The following is a 15,645-nucleotide window of genomic DNA, read 5'->3' as shown; positions in this document are numbered from 1 at the left end:
TGCGCCGGCGCGCCGCGCTCACGGCGACGCGGGTTGCCGTGCGGGAGCCGCGGCAGCCAGCGGCGTCGCGCGCGCCTGCGCAAACAGGGTGTCGACGTAGGGCCGCCCGGGGTACGCGTCGGCGCCGCGTGTGCCGGCCAGCAGGTCGGCGACCCAGCGCGCGGCGAGCGTGCGCAGCGCATCGACGTGGTCGGGCCGCGGCGAGCCGCAGACCCGTGCCGCGAGCCAGTCGCTGTCCTCGCCTTCGGCATCGACGTGCGTCGAGCCCTGCGTCAGTTCGACGCCGACGAAGCCATCGCCGCCGGCCGCCCGCGCGGTGTCGGCGATGCGCTGCAGCGCCGGCAGCGCGTTGTGCCGTGCGTTGCAGCCGGCGCTCGCGGCCATCACGGCGTAGACCGGCCGCCGGCCGCCGTCGGCGATCGCCTCGAGGTTGTCGGCGAAGCCGCGCGTCGCGACGGGATCGAACAGCACCGCGCCGCCCAGACGCGACGCGTCGGCCCACGCGAGCGCACGCCCGACGCGGGCAGCAAACGCCGCACCGGCCGAGTGGCCGGCGACGACGACGCGCGGCGGCACAGCGCGCCCGTCGGGTGCGGTCAGACCGTGCAGGATTGCGGCGGCGAGCGCGTCGGCCAGCGCCGCGGTGTCGCCGACCGGCCCGGTGTCGACGCACAGCGTCATCGCGCCGTGCGCGGCGATGCGCTGCGCCGTCGTGCGCAGGTTCGCGCAGCGGCGCGCGAAGCCGTGCTGCACGAGCACCAGGCCCGCGCTGTCGCCGGCGGGCAGGTGCCATTCGGTGTCGAGCGCTTCACCGGCGAACTCGAAGCGTCCGAACGCGATCGCGGTCGGCACCCCGGCGCCCGGCGGCGGCGCCGACGCGGGCGGCACGAGCGCGCAGCCGGTAAGCAGCGCCGTCGCGACGACGGTCGCGGCGCCGGCGCTGCGCCACGGCGCGCCCGCACGCGGCGTCACTGCAACGGCACGCCGGTCTTGCTCTGCAGCTCGTCGCGCGTGACGCCCGGCGCCATCTCGACGACCTTCAGCCCGTGCGGCGTCACGTCGAGGACGGCGAGGTCGGTGATGATGCGGTCGACGACACCCACGCCCGTCAGCGGCAGCGTGCACTGGGGCAGGATCTTCAGCTCGAAGCCCGAGCCGTCCTTCTTCTTCGCGACGTGCTCCATCAGCACGACGACGCTCTTGACGCCGGCCACGAGGTCCATCGCGCCGCCCATGCCCTTGACCATCTTGCCCGGGATCATCCAGTTCGCGAGGTCGCCCTTCTCGCTGACCTGCATCGCGCCGAGGATGCTCAGGTTGACCTTGCCGCCGCGGATCATCGCGAAGCTGTCGTGGCTGCCGAAGATGCTCGAGCCGGGGATCGTCGTCACCGTCTGCTTGCCGGCGTTGATCAGGTCGGGGTCGACCTCGCTCTCGTCGGGGAACGGGCCGATGCCGAGCATGCCGTTCTCGCTTTGCAGCCAGACCTCGATCGACGGATCGACGAAGTTGGCCACCAGCGTCGGCAACCCGATGCCCAGGTTCACGTAGAACCCGTCCTGCAGTTCCTTGGCCGCGCGCGCGGCCATCTCGTCGTGGGTCCAGGCCATTTCAGATTCCTTTCGGGTTCTGCTTGGTGGTGCGCTTCTCGATGCGCTTCTCGGGGTTCGCGTTGAGCACCAGGCGGTGGACGTAGATGCCGGGCAGGTGCACCGCGTCGGGGTCGAAGGTGCCCGTTTCGACGATCTCCTCGACCTCGACGACGCTGATGCGCCCGGCCATGATCACCGCCGGGTTGAAGTTGCGCGCGGTGCGGCGGAAGATCAGGTTGCCGGCCTTGTCGGCCTTCCACGCCTTGCCCAGGCTGACGTCGGGCACGAGGCTGCGCTCCATCAGGTAGGTCTTGCCGTCGAACTCGCGCGTCTCCTTGCCCTCGGCGACGATCGTGCCGACGCCGGTGCGCGTGAAGAACGCCGGAATGCCGGCGCCGCCGGCGCGCAGCTTCTCGGCCAGTGTGCCCTGCGGCGTGAACTCGAGCTCGAGCTCGCCGGCCAGGTACTGGCGCTCGAACTCCTTGTTCTCGCCGACGTAGCTCGAGATCATCTTCTTGATCTGCCGCGTCTCGAGCAGCTTGCCCAGCCCGAAGCCGTCGACGCCGGCGTTGTTCGAGATCACGGTCAGGTTCTTCACGCCGCTGTCGCGCAGCGCGTCGATCAGCGCTTCGGGGATGCCGCACAGTCCGAAGCCGCCGACCGCGAGCAGATGGCCGTCGCGCACGATGCCCTGCAGCGCCGCGTCGGCGCTCGGGTAGATCTTGTTCATGGGATGCCTCCAGGCGAGCGAGGGATGTCGCGGGCCGGGAAGATACTACGTAAGGCGTTAAGTAGTCGTTACGTAGAATCAATTAACGGCGAACCCCATCGCCCGCTGCAGCCACCACCGGGAGCCCGCATGGCCCAGTTGCCCGACGACCTGATCCCGAAGCTGGAGGCGACGTACGCGCAAGTCGCCGCGCCGTTCGTGCGCTCGCTGGGCCTTCGCGTCGTCTCGGCGAGCAAGGAGGTGTCGACGCTGGCGATGCCGATCACGCCGCACCTCGTGCACGGCGGCGGTGTACTGTGCGGGCAGGCGATGCTCGCCGCCGCCGACACCGCGATGGTGCTCGCGCTGTCGGCGTGGTTCGGCGAGTTCCGACCGATGACGACGGTGCAGCTGCAGACCAGCTTCCTGCGCCCGGTGCCGGCCGACGCCGGCGAGGCGATCATCACGTGCCGCATCCTGCGCTGCGGCAAGTCGCTGGCGTTCGGCGAGGTCGACCTCGCGCTGCCCGACGGCAAGCTGTTCGCGCACGCGACGACCACCTATGCGCTGATCGGAGGCGGGAGCGCCGGGTGAGCGCCGCCCCACCGCTGGACTACCGCACCGCGTTCGACCTCGCGCCGATCGGCCTCGTGCTGTCGCGCCACCGGCTGATGGTCGACTGCAACCGGCGCGTGCTCGAGATGTTCGGCGCGCAGCGCGAGCAGCTCGTCGGCCGCTCGTTCGAGGTGCTGTACCCGACGCACGAAGAGTTCGAGCGCACCGGCCAGCGCATCGTCGCGAGCCTCGACGAACAGGGCTGGTACGCCGACGAGCGCGTGATGAAGCGCGTCGACGGCCCGAGGCGTGGCGAGCTGTTCTGGTGCCACGTCAGCGGCCGCGCGCTCGACCCGTCCGACCCGCACGCCGCGGGCATCTGGGCCTTCGAGGACCTGTCGTCGCGCCGCGCGCTCAAGCTCGAGCTGACCGCACGCGAGCGCGAGATCGCCGCGCTGCTGATCGAGGGCCTCACGAGCAAGGGCATCGGCAAGAAACTCGCGATCAGCCCGCGCACCGTCGACGTGTACCGTGCGCGGCTGATGCGCAAGGTCGGCGCGGCCACCACGCCCGAGCTCGTGCACAAGCTGCTGTCCTGACGCACCCCCGAAGCGCCTTCGGCAGCTCCCCCTCCAGGGGGCGCCGAAGGCGGAGCGGCGAAGCCGGATCCGCGTCGGCCGCCTGCCGGGCCGGCGCCAGCGGATGCGTGCCACGTCGAAACCCACGGAGGCCACCCGATGATCACCGTCCACCATCTCGAGCACTCGCGCTCGCAGCGCGTGCTGTGGCTGCTCGAGGAGATCGGCGTGCCGTACGAGGTCAAGGCCTACCGGCGCGACCCGACGACGAGCTACGCGCCGCCCGAGCTCGCTCAGGTGCACCCGCTGGGCAAGAGCCCGGTGATCACCGACGGTGCGCTGACGGTGGCCGAGACCGGGGCGATCGTCGAGCACCTCGTCGACACCTACGCCCCGCAGCTGCGCCCGCCGCCGCGCACCCCCGAGGCGAGGCGCTACACGTACTGGCTGCACTTCGCCGAGGGCAGCGCGATGCCGCCGCTGCTGATGAAGCTCGTGTTCGACCGCATCAAGGCCGCGCCGATGCCGTTCTTCGCCCGGCCGATCGCGCGCGCGATCGCCGACAAGGTGCTCGCCAGCTTCGTGATGCCCAACGTCGAGCGCCAGCTCGCGTTCATCGACGCCGAGCTGAAGCAGCGGCCGTGGTTCGCGGGCCAGGACTTCAGCGCCGCCGACGTGATGATGAGCTTCCCGCTCGAGGCCGCCGCGCAGCGCGCCGGGCTCGACGCGCGCTACCCGCAGCTGCAGGACTGGCTCGCGCGCATCCATGCGCGCCCGGCGTACCGCCGCGCGCTCGAACGCGGCGGGCCGTACGCGTTCGCCGACTGACGCGCTGCACTCAGCCGAGCATCTGGTTCCACATCGACTCGCCCCACTGCTGCGCGCCCTGACCCGACGCGAGGCTGTGCTTCGGGTCGACCTGGAAGCTGAGCTTGGGCGCCTGGCCCGGCTCGACGCTGGCGGCCACGTTGATCATGATCGCCTCGTTGTGCGTGACCGCAGCCCAGCAGATGCCGGCCGGCAGCGTGACCGCGCCGCTGGCGGCCGGCGCGGGCTGGCCGGCGACGCGGCGCTCGATGTCGTGCGCGACCTGCTTGCCGGCGCCGAACGCGACGTGCCCGCTCTTGGGCAGCGGCGTGCCCTGCGCGTCGCCGACGATGTAGATCTTCTCGTCGGCCTGGCTCTGGAAGCTCGGCAGCCTGACCGCGGCCCAGCGCTCGCCGAGACCGGCCTGCCGGATCAGCGCCGGCGCGCGCATCGGCAGCACCATGTTGGCGGCAGTGAACCTGACGTCGCCGGTCGGCGTCACGAGCACGCGCCGTCCGATGTCGACCGCGCTGACCTCGGTGTTGGTCACGTACTCGATCTCGCGCGAATAGACGCTCTTCATCGCGTTGACGATCGGCGCGGCGATCGGCGGCGGCATCGGGTTCGGGTTCGCGTCGACGACGACGATCTTGCCCTTGGTGCCGCGCCGCTTCATCTGCTCGGCGATCAGGAACGCACGCTCGTACGGCGCCGGCGGGCAGCGGTACGGCGGCTTCGGCACCGTGATGACGAACTCGCCGCCGCGCTCGAGGAACGCGTCGACCTGCCGGCGCACCGCCTGCTGCTCGAACGCGCGGAACCCCACCGGCAGCTGCTCGCGCGCCGCGGCGTAGCCCTGCACCGCTTCTTCGATGTATTCGACGCCGGGCGACAGCACGAGGAAGTCGTACGGGTGACGCTCGCCACCGGCGACGACGACCGACCCGGCGCGGTCGATCTCGGTCACGCGCGCGCGCACGCGCCGGATGCCGGCGCGATCGACGTTGGCGTAGCTGCGCTGGTAGTCGCTCGCCGCCGTGAAGCCGGCGACGTAGTGCACGCTCAGCGGACACGACATGAAGGCGTCGTTCGGCTCGATCAGCGTCACCGCGACCTGGCCGCCTTCGGCCAGCGTGCGCGCCGCACCGAGCCCGCCCCAGCCGCCGCCGACGACGACCACGCGCGGCTTGGCCGGCTGCGGCACGACAGCGCAGCCGGCCACCCAGGCGCCGACGCCAGCCACCCCGAGGCGCACCAGCGCGCGCCGCGACGACGAAAACTGTCCCATGTCCCCTCCTGTCAAAGAAGCCCGTGCCACGCCGGCACCGCGGCGCATCACACCGCTACCAGTGTAGGTATCGTGGGCGACAGGTCACGACCGGCGCATCAGCGCAAACCCTCGTCGGATTTGGCGGCCTTGAGCGCGGTCAAGCCTGCTCAGGCGATCACGGCGCGCAGCCAGTCGGGCAGCGGCACCGACTTGCCCGCCGGGAAGTCGACCCACACCGTCTTCGCACCGCCGCTGGCGTAGATGACGCCCGGCTCGTCGGTGCGCTCGAGGGTGATGTAGGTCTCGAAGCTGCTGCGCCCGGGCTTGGCGACGTAATGCTTCGCGAGCACGTCGCCGGGGTACTCGAGCTGCTTGTGGAAGTTGCAGAACGCGTTGACGATCACCGGCCCGGTGCCCTGCGGGTCGGGCGCGCCGCCGAGCGCGTGCAGCCACTCGATGCGCACGATCTCCATGTAGCGGAAGTAGACCGTGTTGTTGACGTGGCCCATCGCGTCCATGTCGCCCCAGCGGATCGGGATCACCGTCTGGTGCGTCAGCTTCTTGTGTTCGGGCAGCTCGAATCGCATCGTTCAGGTCGTCGTCGTGTCGGGGTCGATGCCGAGCTCGCGCGCGAGCCGCTGCACGAGCGCCCGCAGGTCGGCCACCTCGCGCGCCAGACGCGCCTGCTCGGCCTTCAATGCCGCGAGCTCGCCGGCGCCGACGCCGGCGTCGCCCGGCGCGGCCGCAGCGGGCACGCTCACGTCGCCACACAGCAGGTGCGCCCAGCGGTGCTCGCGCTCGCCCGGCGCCTTGGGCAGCCGCACGACGCGCGGCGGGTCCTTCGCGGCGAGCTCGTCGAGGAAGGCCTCGACCGACGAGATGTCGGCGAAGCGGTGCAGCCGCTCGGCGTTCAGGCGCAGTTCGGCCGCGGTCTGCGGGCCGCGCAGCATCAGCACCGCGAGCAGCGCGACCGCGGCGCCGGGCACGCCGAGCACGCGCGGCGCGTTGTGCTCGAAGCGCACGACACGGCTGCCGCTGACCTCGACGACGAGGCTCAGATCCTTCAGCCCGTCGATGGCGGCGAGCACCTCGGCATCGGTCGCCGCGATCACCGGCTCGCGCGCCGTCTTCTGGTTGCAGCCGGCCACCAGCGCGTTCAGGCTCAGCGGGTAGGTGTCGGGGACGGTGGCCTCCTTCTCGACGAGCACGCCGAGCACGCGCGCCTCGAGCGGCGTCAGCGCACGCACATGCGCTCCCGCCGGCGACGCCGCCCGTCGAGCGGCCGCCGCGGATCCGGCTTCGCCGGTCCGCTGGAGGCGCCCCCTGGGGGGAGGCGCCGCAGGCGCTTCGGGGGGGACCCCATCACACGCCGAAGCCGTCGTCGGCCGCGATGACCGCGCCGTTGACGAAGTGGCTCTCGTTGGCGCACAGCATCATCAGCACCGCGTCGAGGTCCTGCGGCTGGCCGACACGCTTGCGCGGCAGCATCTGGATGAGCTTCTGCCCGGCCTCGGTCTGCCAGTGGTGGTGGTTGATCTCGGTATCGATGTAGCCGGGGCAGATCGCGTTGACGTTGATGCCGTAGCGTCCCCACTCGAGCGCCATCGCGCGCGTCATGTGGATCACCGCGGCCTTGCTCATGCAGTACACGCCGATCTGCCCGAGCACGCGCAGCCCCGCCATAGACGCGATGTTGACGATGCGCCCGCCGGTGAAGGTGCCGGGCGCGGCGCCGCGGCTGCGCGCGATCATGCGCTTGCCGACCTCCTGCGCGACGAAGAACGCGCCGCGCGTGTTGGTGTCCATCACGTGGTCGTAGTCGTCGGGCGTCACGTCGACGAGCCGTTGCGTCGTGCTGACGCCCGAGTTGTTGACCAGGATGTCGAGCGTGCCCATCTCGGTCTCGGCGTGCGCCACGGCCGCCTTGATGCTGTCGGGGTCGGTCACGTCGAGCGCGACGACGTGCGCGTCGCCGCCGGCGGCCTCGATCTCGGCGCGCAGCGTCTTCAGCCGCTCGATGCGGCGCGCCGCGAGCACGACGCCGGCGCCGGCACGTGCCAAGGTGCGCGCGAACTGCGCGCCCAGTCCGCTGGACGCGCCGGTGACCAGGGCCACGCGGCCCGACAGGTCGATCTGGTAACTCATGATCCCTCCCGATTCGTCGCGGCGACGATAGCACGCGGTCGTGACGCGACACGGCGAAATAGCACGACCGTTCGATTTTGTCCGCTGGCCCCGTAGAATGCGCGGCTCGCCAGTCCAGGAGACCCGTTCCATGACGCCGCAGCAGATCCTCGAGCAGTTCGGCCCGCGCGAGTCGATGCAGTACGACGTCGTCGTCGTCGGCGCAGGGCCGGCCGGGCTCGCGACCGCGATCCGGCTCAAGCAGCTCGACGCGAACCTGTCGGTCGTCGTGCTCGAGAAGGGTTCCGAGCCCGGCGCGCACATCCTGTCGGGCGCGGTGATGGACCCGCGCGCACTGACCGAGCTGCTGCCCGACTGGAAGGAGCGCGGCGCGCCGCTGAACCAGCCGGTGACGGCCGACGAGGTGCTGATCCTGAGCGAACACCGCGCCAGCGCGACGCCGCACGCGCTGATCCCCGACTGCATGCGCAACGAGGGCTGCTACGTGATCAGCCTCGGCGCCGTCGTCAAGTGGCTCGCCGAGCAGGCCGAGGCCCTGGGCGTCGAGATCTTCCCCGGCTTCGCCGCCGCCGAGGTGCTGTACACCGACGACGGGCGCGTGCGCGGCGTGGCCACCGGCAACGTCGGCATCGGCAAGGACGGCGAGCCGACCGAGAACTTCCAGCTCGGCATGGAGCTGCTGGGCAAGTACACGATCTTCGCCGAGGGCGCGCGCGGCCACCTGGGCAAGCAGCTGATCGCACGCTACACACTCGACGAGGGCCGCGACCCGCAGAGCTACGGCATCGGCATCAAGGAGCTGTGGGAAGTGCCGCCCGAGAAGGCCCGCCCGGGCCTCGTCGTGCACACCGCCGGCTGGCCGCTGGACGACAACACCTACGGCGGCGGCTTCCTCTACCACCTCGACGGCAACCGCGTCACGCTCGGCCTCGTCGTCGGGCTCGACTACCAGAACCCGTGGCTGAGCCCGTTCGAGGAGATGCAGCGCTGGAAGACGCACCCGGCGATCCGCGCGCACCTCGAAGGCGGCAAGCGCATCGGCTACGGCGCGCGCGCGATCACCGCCGGCGGTCTGTTGAGCCTGCCCAAGCTCGTGTTCCCGGGCGGCGCGCTCGTGGGCTGCGACGCCGGCACGCTCAACGCGTCGCGCATCAAGGGCAGCCACGCCGCGATCAAGAGCGGCATGCTCGCCGCCGAGGCGGCGGCCGCGGCGATCGCCGCCGGGCGCAGCGGTGACGAACTCGCCGCCTACCCCGAGGCCTTCACGAAGAGCTGGCTGTACGCGGAGCTCGACGCGAGCCGCAACTTCAAGCAGTGGTTCAAGAAGGGCCGCCTGGTGGGCACCGTGATGACCGGCGTCGAGCAGTGGCTGCTGCCGCGGCTCGGCATCAAGAGCCCGCCGTGGACGATCCACCGCCACACGCCCGACCACGCGCGCCTGAGCGGCGCGGCCGCGTGCGAGCCGATCCGCTACCCGAAGCCCGACGGCGTGCTGACCTTCGACCGGCTGAGCTCGGTGTACCTGAGCAACACCAACCACGAGGAGAACCAGCCCGCGCACCTGACGCTGAAGGATGCGTCGGTGCCCGTGGCGGTGAACCTCGACAAGTACGCCGGCCCCGAGGCGCGCTACTGCCCGGCCGGCGTCTACGAGTTCGTCAAGAACGACGACGGCAGCGACCGCCTCGTGATCAACGCGCAGAACTGCGTGCACTGCAAGACCTGCGACATCAAGGACCCTACGCAGAACATCGTCTGGGTCACGCCCGAGGGCGGCGGCGGGCCGAACTACGCCGGGATGTGACGGCCCGGCAGCCATGAGTGGCGCGCCGGCTGCGCGCCGCCGGCCGTTCACACGCCGCGGCGTCGCCGCGCAAGGTCCCCAGACGAACCCTTGACGGCGCGCTTGGCGCCCCGCTCCAATGGACGCCAAGTGCGGCGCGCGGGGCGGCGTGCGCCGCGATGTGTCCACAACAACCATCCGCCCGTGGAAGGAGACCATCCCATGGCGATCCGCACCCTGACCGCGGCGATTGCGCTCGTGCTCGCCGGCTGCGCCGGCCTCGCCCCCGCGCCGTCGAAGCCGACGTGGCCCGACGTCGTCGTGCACCTGCACACACTGGGCAAGGCCTACCTCGTCGACCCGCGCACCGATCAGGTCGTCGCCGCGCTCGACACGGTGCCCGGCGGCAACCTCGGTTCGACGACGCCCGACGGGCGCTACGTCTACGTCGGCGGCGAGGCGCTGAACCAGAACACCGTCACCGTGCTCGACCTGAAGGAGCGCAAGGTCGTCAAGAAACTCGCCACCGGCAGCCGCCCGAAGCACCCCCAGGTCAGCCCCGACGGGCGCTGAGTGATGGTCAACCACTGGGGACTCGACGGCGGCAAGCTGCGTGTGACCTTCATCGACACGCGCACGCACGAGATCGCGAAGAACGTCGAGGTCGCGGTCGCCGGTGCCGCGTCGCCCACCGCGGTGACGTCGATGCACAACAGCTGGAGCGTCGACTCGCGCTACGCGTTCACCGTCGACCGTGTCGACCGGAACCTGCTCGTGATCGACACGCGCGACTGGTCGGTGCGCAAGATCGCGACACCTTCGCAGCCGCACTACCCGGTGCCGAGCCCCGACGGCAAGGAACTGTGGCTCGTCGTCGAGGGCCGTGGCACGGCCGAGCCGCCGGCGGCGCTCGTCTACGACCTGACGCAGCCGGGCATGCCGCAGATCGCGCGCGTGAACCTGCCGCTCGCGGGGCAGGCGGCGATCGAGGGCCACCACGGCAACTTCACGCAGGACGGGCGGCACTTCTACATGCTCAACCGCGGCCCCGGCAACGACCTCAGGGGCACCGCGGTGGCCGTCGTCGATGCGCGCACGAAGCAGGTCGTCGCGCGCGTCGACACCGGCAGCACCGGCATCGGCCACACCTACAACACCCCCGACGGCCGCTACGCGGTGGTCACGAATTACGGCAACAACGTGATCAGCGTGATCGACGCGAAGACGTTCCGCCTCGTCAAGGACCTGACGGTGGGCAAGGGCCGCATGGGCCACGTCGCGTTCACGCGCGACGGGCGCTTCGGCTACGTGTCGAACGCCGGCGACGGCAACCTGCACAAGATCGACATGGCGAGCCTCACCGTCGTCAAGGAGATCGCCACCGGTAACGCGCCGGGCGGCGCGCAGGTGCTCAACGTGTGGACCGGCGTGTTCGAGGAGCTGCCGCGCTGACACCCCCGCGGGGCGTGCCCGGGGTCAGTAGACCTCGGGCACGATCATTTCGGGCGGCACCGGGTGGCGGATGTAGTCGGGGTGCCGCTCGCGCGGCGGCAGCACGACCTCGGGGCGCTCGACCTCGTGGTAGGGCACCAGGCTCAGCAGGTGGTGGATGCAGTTGAGCCGCGCGCGCTTCTTGTCGACCGCCGGCACTATCCACCACGGCGCGTCGGGGATGTGGGTGCGCTCGAGCATCGCCTCCTTGGCCTTGGTGTAGTCCTCCCAGCGGCGGCGGCTCTCGAGGTCCATCGGGCTGAGCTTCCACTGCTTCAGCGGGTCGTGGATGCGGCCGAGGAAGCGCAGGTGCTGCTCCTCGTCGCTGATCGAGAACCAGTACTTGACGAGCTGGATGCCCGAGCGCACCAGCATTCGCTCGAACTCGGGCACCGAGCGGAAGAACTCCTCGACCTCGTCCTCGGTGCAGAAGCCCATCACGCGCTCGACGCCGGCGCGGTTGTACCAGCTGCGGTCGAACAGCACGATCTCGCCGCCGGCGGGCAGGTGCGGCACGTAGCGCTGGAAGTACCACTGCGTGCGCTCGCGGTCGCTGGGCGCCGGCAGCGCGACGACGCGCGCCACGCGCGGATTCAGCCGCTGCGTGATGCGCTTGATGACGCCGCCCTTGCCCGCCGCATCGCGCCCCTCGAAGACGATGACCATCTTGTGCCTGGTGTGCGCGACCCAGTCCTGCAGCTTCACGAGCTCGCCCTGCAGCCGGAACAGCTCGCGGAAGTAGGTCTGCCGGGCGGTGCGCGCCTGCGGGCTGCGGTCGACCACGGTGCGCCCGTCGGCGTCGACGTCGCGGTCCTCGTACGCCATCTCGAGCTCCTCGTCGTAGCCGTCGAGGAGTTCCTGCTCGATGCGCTCGCGCAGGTCGGACAGGTCGGGCAGCGGCGTCGGTCGGGTCATGGCGGTGTCGCAGGCGCAAAGGGGTCGACCCGCCAGCGTCGCGGCCGTCTGTGACCGCGCTGTGACAGCGCGCCGTCAGACGTCGCTGGGCACCGGCACGCGCACCGGCCGCCACGGCAGCGGCTCGTGCTGCGCGAGTGCTGCCAGCAGCACCGACTCGACCTGCGCGACGATGCGCTCCCAGCCGTGGCCGACCATCGTCTCGCGCGCGCGCCGTGCGAGCGCGCCCGCCAGCGCCGGCGACGCCGCCAGCCGCAGCGCGCGCTGCACGAACGCCACTTCGTCGCCGGCCGGCGCGAGCAGGCCGTTGTCGCCGTCGCGGATCAATTGCGCCGCTGCCGCGTGGTCGAACGCGAGCACCGCCAGCCCGCTGGCCAGCGCTTCGGGCGTCACGTTGCCGTAGGTCTCGGTCAGGCTCGGAAAGACGAACAGGTCGCCCGACGCGTAGTGCGCCGCGAGCGCCTCGCCCGACTGCGTGCCGGCGAACACGGCCTGCGGGCAGCGCGCCTGCAGGTCGGCGCGCGACGGCCCGTCACCGACGAGCACGAGCCTGAGCCGCGGGTCGACGGCGGCCATTTGTGCGTGGCAGCGCAGAAGCAGCTCAAGGTTCTTCTCCGGCGCGAGCCGCCCGACGTACAGCAGCACGCGGTCGCCCGGCGCGCAGCCCCAGGACCGGCGCAGCGCGTCGCTGCGGCGCGAGGGATCGAAGCGGCGCGTGTCGACGCCGCGCGCGACCACCGCCAGGCGCTGGAAGCCGTAGGCCTCGAGCTCGCGCTTGAGCGCCTCGGTGGGCACCATCGTGCACGCGGTGCGGTTGTGGAACTTGCGCAGGTACGCGACGATGGGCTTGTGCAGCCAGCCGACGCCGTAGTGCCGGCTGTAGGCGTGGAAGTTGGTGCGGAAGTCCGACACCACCGGCAGCCGCAGCCGCTGCGCGGCCTGCAGCGCCGACCAGCCGAGCGGCCCCTCGGTGACGATGTGCACGACGTCGGGGCGCTGGCGGCTCCAGCGCTCGCCGAGTGCGCGCCGCGCCGGCAGCCCCATCTTCAGGTGCGGGTAGCGCGGGATCGGCAGCCCGCGCAGCAGCACCTCGTGCAGCCGCTGCGCGTCGTCGTCGGGCCGGTCGCCGGCGTGCTGGCGCGGCCGCACGAGCTGCACCGCGTGCCCGCGCTGCACGAGGCCCTCGACGATCGGTGCGATCGTCGCCGCGACGCCATTGACCTCGGGCGGGTAGGTCTCGGTGACGACGGCCACGCGCAGCGAGCGGCGCACGGTCGGCAGGTCGTCGACCGTGATGCCGGCGTCGTCGCGTTGCGTCACGCGCGCATCGTCGCTGCAGCAAGCGACAGTTCGATGACCGCCGCCGCGCGTGTCGCGGCGTCAACGCAACGACGCCGCCGCGTCGCGAGCGCGTCATCGCGGTTTCACGCCCGCGCCGCAGCATCGTCACGCGCAGCGCAGGTCGCGCTGCCGCCTCGTCCACCCACGGAGACCCGACGATGAACGAATTCCTGCGCCAGCTCGAGATCCAGCGCTGGGACGACCACCGCTACTACCACCACAGCACGATCAACCAGTCGCTGCACCTCGTGTCGGCGATCTCGTTCGTCGTCGCGTACGGCCTGCTGTTCGTCGATCCGCCGCTGGCGGCGCTGCTGGCCTGGTGCGTGTCGATGACGACGCGCCAGGCCGGCCACTTCTTCTTCGAGCCGCGGGGCTACGACCACGTCAACGAGGCCACGCACGAGTACAAGGAACAGATCAAGGTCGGCTACAACCTGCGCCGCAAGGTCGTGCTGATGGCGATCTGGGTGCTGCTGCCACTCGTGCTCTGGTTCGACCGCAGCTTCTTCGGCCTCATCGCGCCGAGCACCGACCTGTGGGGCTATGCGCGCGACGTCGGCTGGCTGTGGCTGGCGCTCGGCGCCGGCGGCCTCGTGTTCCGCACCGTGCAGCTGTTCTTCCTGCAGGGCGTGACGACGGGGCTGGTGTGGGCGACGAAGATCCTCACCGACCCGTTCCACGACATCTGGCTGTACCACAAGGCGCCGCTGAAGCTGCTGCGCGGGCAACTGATCGACCCGGCACACGGCCGGCGCCCCGCGCGCTGAACGCGCGGGGGCGCACCGAGAAGCGTCTCAGAAGCGTTGCGCCAGCATCTCGCGCAGCAGGCTGCGCTTGATCGCCTTGTCGGTCAGCGCGGCGTCGTGCCACCACCAGCCGTCGGCCTGCATCTGCCGGCCGGCGGCCACGACGCGCTCGAGCACCTGCGCGAACTCGGCATCACCGTAGTTCAGGCTGAAGATCAGCCGCCCGGTGCCGACCCAGCTCAGCGCCAGCCCCTGCGCGCGCAGGTAAAACTGCATCATCCAGTGGTAGCGCCCCGGCTGCGTGTAGAACAGCGTCCAGATCGTCGACAGGTTCGCCGCGCGCAGCGGCAGTCCCTCGGCCGCCATGCGCGCGTTGAAGGCCGCGCAACGCGCGTTCCAGCGCTCGTCGAGACCGTCGTACAGCGCGCGCACGTCGGGGCGCTCGAGGCGGTCGAGGAAGGCCGCCATCGCGCCCATCACGTAGGGGTGCGTGTTGAAGGTGCCGCGCGCGAAGCAGATGTCGGCGGGCCGCTCGTCGCGGAAGCGCTTCATCAGCTCGCGTCGCCCGCACACGACGCCCACCGGCAGGCCGCCGCCGAGCGTCTTGCCGTAGGTCACGAGGTCGGCCTTCACGCCGAAGTACGCCTGCGCCCCGCCCGGTGCGAGACGAAAGCCGACGAACACCTCGTCGAAGATCAGCACGATGCCACGCTCGCTGCAGACCTCGCGCAGCTGCTGCAGCCAGCGCGTGTAGGCGGCACGGTCGAAGCCGGCGCGGCGCGAGCCGTCGACGAGCGACGAGTCGCCTGGCGCCGGCCTGTTCGGGTGCAGCGCCTGCAGCGGGTTGACGAGCACGCACGCGATGTCGCGCCGCGTGCGCAGCACGTGCAGCGTGCGCTCGTCCATCTCGGCCAGCGTGTAGGTGTGGCGCGGGTTGACCGGGTTGCCGGGGCCGGGCTGCACGTCTTCCCACCAGCCGTGGTACGCGCCGGCGAAGCGCACGAGGTGCGTGCGCCGCGTGTGGTAGCGCGCCAGGCGCACGGCCTGCATCACGGCCTCGGTGCCCGACATGTGGAACGACACCTCGTCGAGCCCCGAGATCGCGCGCAGCCGGCGCACGTTGTCGGCGACGACCGGGTGGTAGCTGCCGAGCACGGGGCCGAGCGCGGCGACGCGCGCGCTGCCCTCGGCGATGCACTCCTTGTAGAAGTCGTAGCCGAACACGTTGACGCCGTACGCGCCGGTGAGGTCGAAGAAGGCGTTGCCGTCGAGGTCGGTGACGGTCACGCCGGCGCTCGACTCGACGAACGCGCCCACGGCCAGGTGTTCGCGCAGGTAGCGGCTGAACGGGTACGGCACGCGGTACGCGCCGGTGAACTGCAGGTCCGAGATGCCCTCGCGCGCCTGCGTCGTCAGCGCCACCGACTTGGGGTAGCGCTCGCGGTACAGCGCGGCCAGCCGCTCGAAGCCGGCGCGGCGGCGCGCGACGACGTCGCCCGGCGCGCCGTCGGCGGCGAAGAAGCGCTGCTCGTCGTACGCGTAGCCGGGAATCAGCGCTGCGACGCGCTTGGCCATCTTCGAATGGCCGGCCAGCGACGGGTGCTTGGCGCGCGACAGCTCGAGGCGGCGCTTGACTTTGGGCAGCAGCGCGAGCGCGCCGGCGCCGAGGGCGAGGGCAAGGGTTTCGTTCATCCCCCGATTGGTAACCGA

At 71.3% G+C, this 15,645-nt stretch carries 17 protein-coding genes; 7 read left to right on the top strand and 10 right to left on the bottom strand.

Features of this window, described 5'->3' with window-relative positions:
* Positions 1 to 18: 18 nt before the first annotated feature.
* The 3 genes from DRV96_RS04855 to DRV96_RS04845 are packed head-to-tail and all read right to left on the bottom strand — an operon-like array spanning position 19 to position 2,322.
* Positions 19 to 972: a dienelactone hydrolase family protein gene (locus tag DRV96_RS04855; protein ID WP_210756970.1), complete on the bottom strand. Its 954-nt coding sequence runs from the start codon at positions 970 to 972 to the stop codon at positions 19 to 21.
* Complete coding sequence (locus DRV96_RS04850) at positions 969 to 1,610, bottom strand: CoA transferase subunit B (RefSeq protein ID WP_119288372.1); 642 nt, start codon at positions 1,608 to 1,610, stop codon at positions 969 to 971. The genes DRV96_RS04855 and DRV96_RS04850 overlap by 4 nt, the downstream gene beginning before the upstream one ends.
* Before the next feature lies 1 nt (position 1,611).
* Complete coding sequence (locus tag DRV96_RS04845) at positions 1,612 to 2,322, bottom strand: CoA transferase subunit A (RefSeq protein WP_119288369.1); 711 nt, start codon at positions 2,320 to 2,322, stop codon at positions 1,612 to 1,614.
* Between the two features lie 129 nt (positions 2,323 to 2,451).
* On the opposite strand from DRV96_RS04845, the gene DRV96_RS04840 reads away from it, so the two are divergent.
* From DRV96_RS04840 to DRV96_RS04830, 3 genes are all read left to right on the top strand, one after another.
* Positions 2,452 to 2,895 (top strand): PaaI family thioesterase, encoded by a 444-nt coding sequence (locus tag DRV96_RS04840; RefSeq protein ID WP_119288367.1) that lies wholly within the window; start codon positions 2,452 to 2,454, stop codon positions 2,893 to 2,895.
* Complete coding sequence (locus DRV96_RS04835) at positions 2,892 to 3,455, top strand: PAS and helix-turn-helix domain-containing protein (protein ID WP_235823287.1); 564 nt, start codon at positions 2,892 to 2,894, stop codon at positions 3,453 to 3,455. Before DRV96_RS04840 ends, DRV96_RS04835 begins: the two co-directional genes overlap by 4 nt.
* Positions 3,456 to 3,593: 138 nt before the next feature.
* Positions 3,594 to 4,262: a glutathione S-transferase gene (locus DRV96_RS04830; RefSeq protein ID WP_119288365.1), complete on the top strand. Its 669-nt coding sequence runs from the start codon at positions 3,594 to 3,596 to the stop codon at positions 4,260 to 4,262.
* Between the two features lie 10 nt (positions 4,263 to 4,272).
* Here the strand turns inward: DRV96_RS04830 and DRV96_RS04825 are convergent, their stop codons facing one another.
* From DRV96_RS04825 to DRV96_RS04810, 4 genes are all read right to left on the bottom strand, one after another.
* Positions 4,273 to 5,529, bottom strand: coding sequence for an FAD-dependent oxidoreductase (locus DRV96_RS04825; RefSeq protein ID WP_162910948.1), 1,257 nt, complete (start codon positions 5,527 to 5,529; stop codon positions 4,273 to 4,275).
* 149 nt (positions 5,530 to 5,678) lie between these two features.
* Positions 5,679 to 6,098: an acyl-CoA thioesterase gene (locus DRV96_RS04820; RefSeq protein WP_119288361.1), complete on the bottom strand. Its 420-nt coding sequence runs from the start codon at positions 6,096 to 6,098 to the stop codon at positions 5,679 to 5,681.
* A 3-nt stretch (positions 6,099 to 6,101) separates the two neighbouring features.
* A complete protein-coding gene (locus DRV96_RS04815) occupies positions 6,102 to 6,758 on the bottom strand; it encodes a YceH family protein (protein WP_119288359.1) in 657 nt (218 codons plus the stop codon).
* Positions 6,759 to 6,873: 115 nt separating this feature from the next.
* Positions 6,874 to 7,656 carry an SDR family oxidoreductase gene (locus tag DRV96_RS04810; RefSeq protein ID WP_119288357.1) on the bottom strand — a complete coding sequence of 261 codons (783 nt, stop codon included), beginning with the start codon at positions 7,654 to 7,656 and terminating at the stop codon, positions 6,874 to 6,876.
* Positions 7,657 to 7,786: 130 nt separating this feature from the next.
* On the opposite strand from DRV96_RS04810, the gene DRV96_RS04805 reads away from it, so the two are divergent.
* The 3 genes from DRV96_RS04805 to DRV96_RS04800 all read left to right on the top strand — a co-directional run bounded on the left by DRV96_RS04805 (position 7,787) and on the right by DRV96_RS04800 (position 10,891).
* Positions 7,787 to 9,460 carry an electron transfer flavoprotein-ubiquinone oxidoreductase gene (locus DRV96_RS04805; RefSeq protein ID WP_119288355.1) on the top strand — a complete coding sequence of 558 codons (1,674 nt, stop codon included), beginning with the start codon at positions 7,787 to 7,789 and terminating at the stop codon, positions 9,458 to 9,460.
* Positions 9,461 to 9,661: 201 nt separating this feature from the next.
* Positions 9,662 to 10,012 carry a beta-propeller fold lactonase family protein gene (locus DRV96_RS18350; protein ID WP_210756969.1) on the top strand — a complete coding sequence of 117 codons (351 nt, stop codon included), beginning with the start codon at positions 9,662 to 9,664 and terminating at the stop codon, positions 10,010 to 10,012.
* A gap of 3 nt (positions 10,013 to 10,015) precedes the next feature.
* Complete coding sequence (locus DRV96_RS04800) at positions 10,016 to 10,891, top strand: YVTN family beta-propeller repeat protein (protein ID WP_210756968.1); 876 nt, start codon at positions 10,016 to 10,018, stop codon at positions 10,889 to 10,891.
* Positions 10,892 to 10,915: 24 nt separating this feature from the next.
* Here DRV96_RS04800 and ppk2 read toward each other — a convergent pair whose 3' ends face one another.
* Together ppk2 and DRV96_RS04790 are read right to left on the bottom strand one after the other, a co-directional pair.
* Positions 10,916 to 11,845 (bottom strand): polyphosphate kinase 2, encoded by a 930-nt coding sequence (gene ppk2, locus DRV96_RS04795; protein WP_119288352.1) that lies wholly within the window; start codon positions 11,843 to 11,845, stop codon positions 10,916 to 10,918.
* A gap of 75 nt (positions 11,846 to 11,920) precedes the next feature.
* Positions 11,921 to 13,165 (bottom strand): glycosyltransferase family 4 protein, encoded by a 1,245-nt coding sequence (locus DRV96_RS04790; protein ID WP_235823286.1) that lies wholly within the window; start codon positions 13,163 to 13,165, stop codon positions 11,921 to 11,923.
* 179 nt (positions 13,166 to 13,344) lie between these two features.
* Here DRV96_RS04790 and DRV96_RS04785 point away from each other — a divergent pair, with 179 nt between their 5' ends.
* Positions 13,345 to 13,956, top strand: coding sequence for a hypothetical protein (locus DRV96_RS04785; protein ID WP_119288349.1), 612 nt, complete (start codon positions 13,345 to 13,347; stop codon positions 13,954 to 13,956).
* 27 nt (positions 13,957 to 13,983) lie between these two features.
* On the opposite strand, the gene DRV96_RS04780 is transcribed toward DRV96_RS04785, so the two are convergent.
* Positions 13,984 to 15,627, bottom strand: a complete 1,644-nt coding sequence (locus tag DRV96_RS04780; RefSeq protein ID WP_119288347.1) for an aminotransferase class III-fold pyridoxal phosphate-dependent enzyme — start codon at positions 15,625 to 15,627, stop codon at positions 13,984 to 13,986.
* Between the last annotated feature and the right edge of the window lie 18 nt (positions 15,628 to 15,645).

The sequence above is a fragment of the Azohydromonas sediminis genome (genome assembly GCF_003574675.1).
Classification (GTDB): Bacteria; Pseudomonadota; Gammaproteobacteria; order Burkholderiales; family Burkholderiaceae_C; genus Calidifontimicrobium; species Calidifontimicrobium sediminis.
Note: the sequence above shows the minus strand (reverse complement) of the source record. Positions and strands in the feature narration are given on the sequence as shown.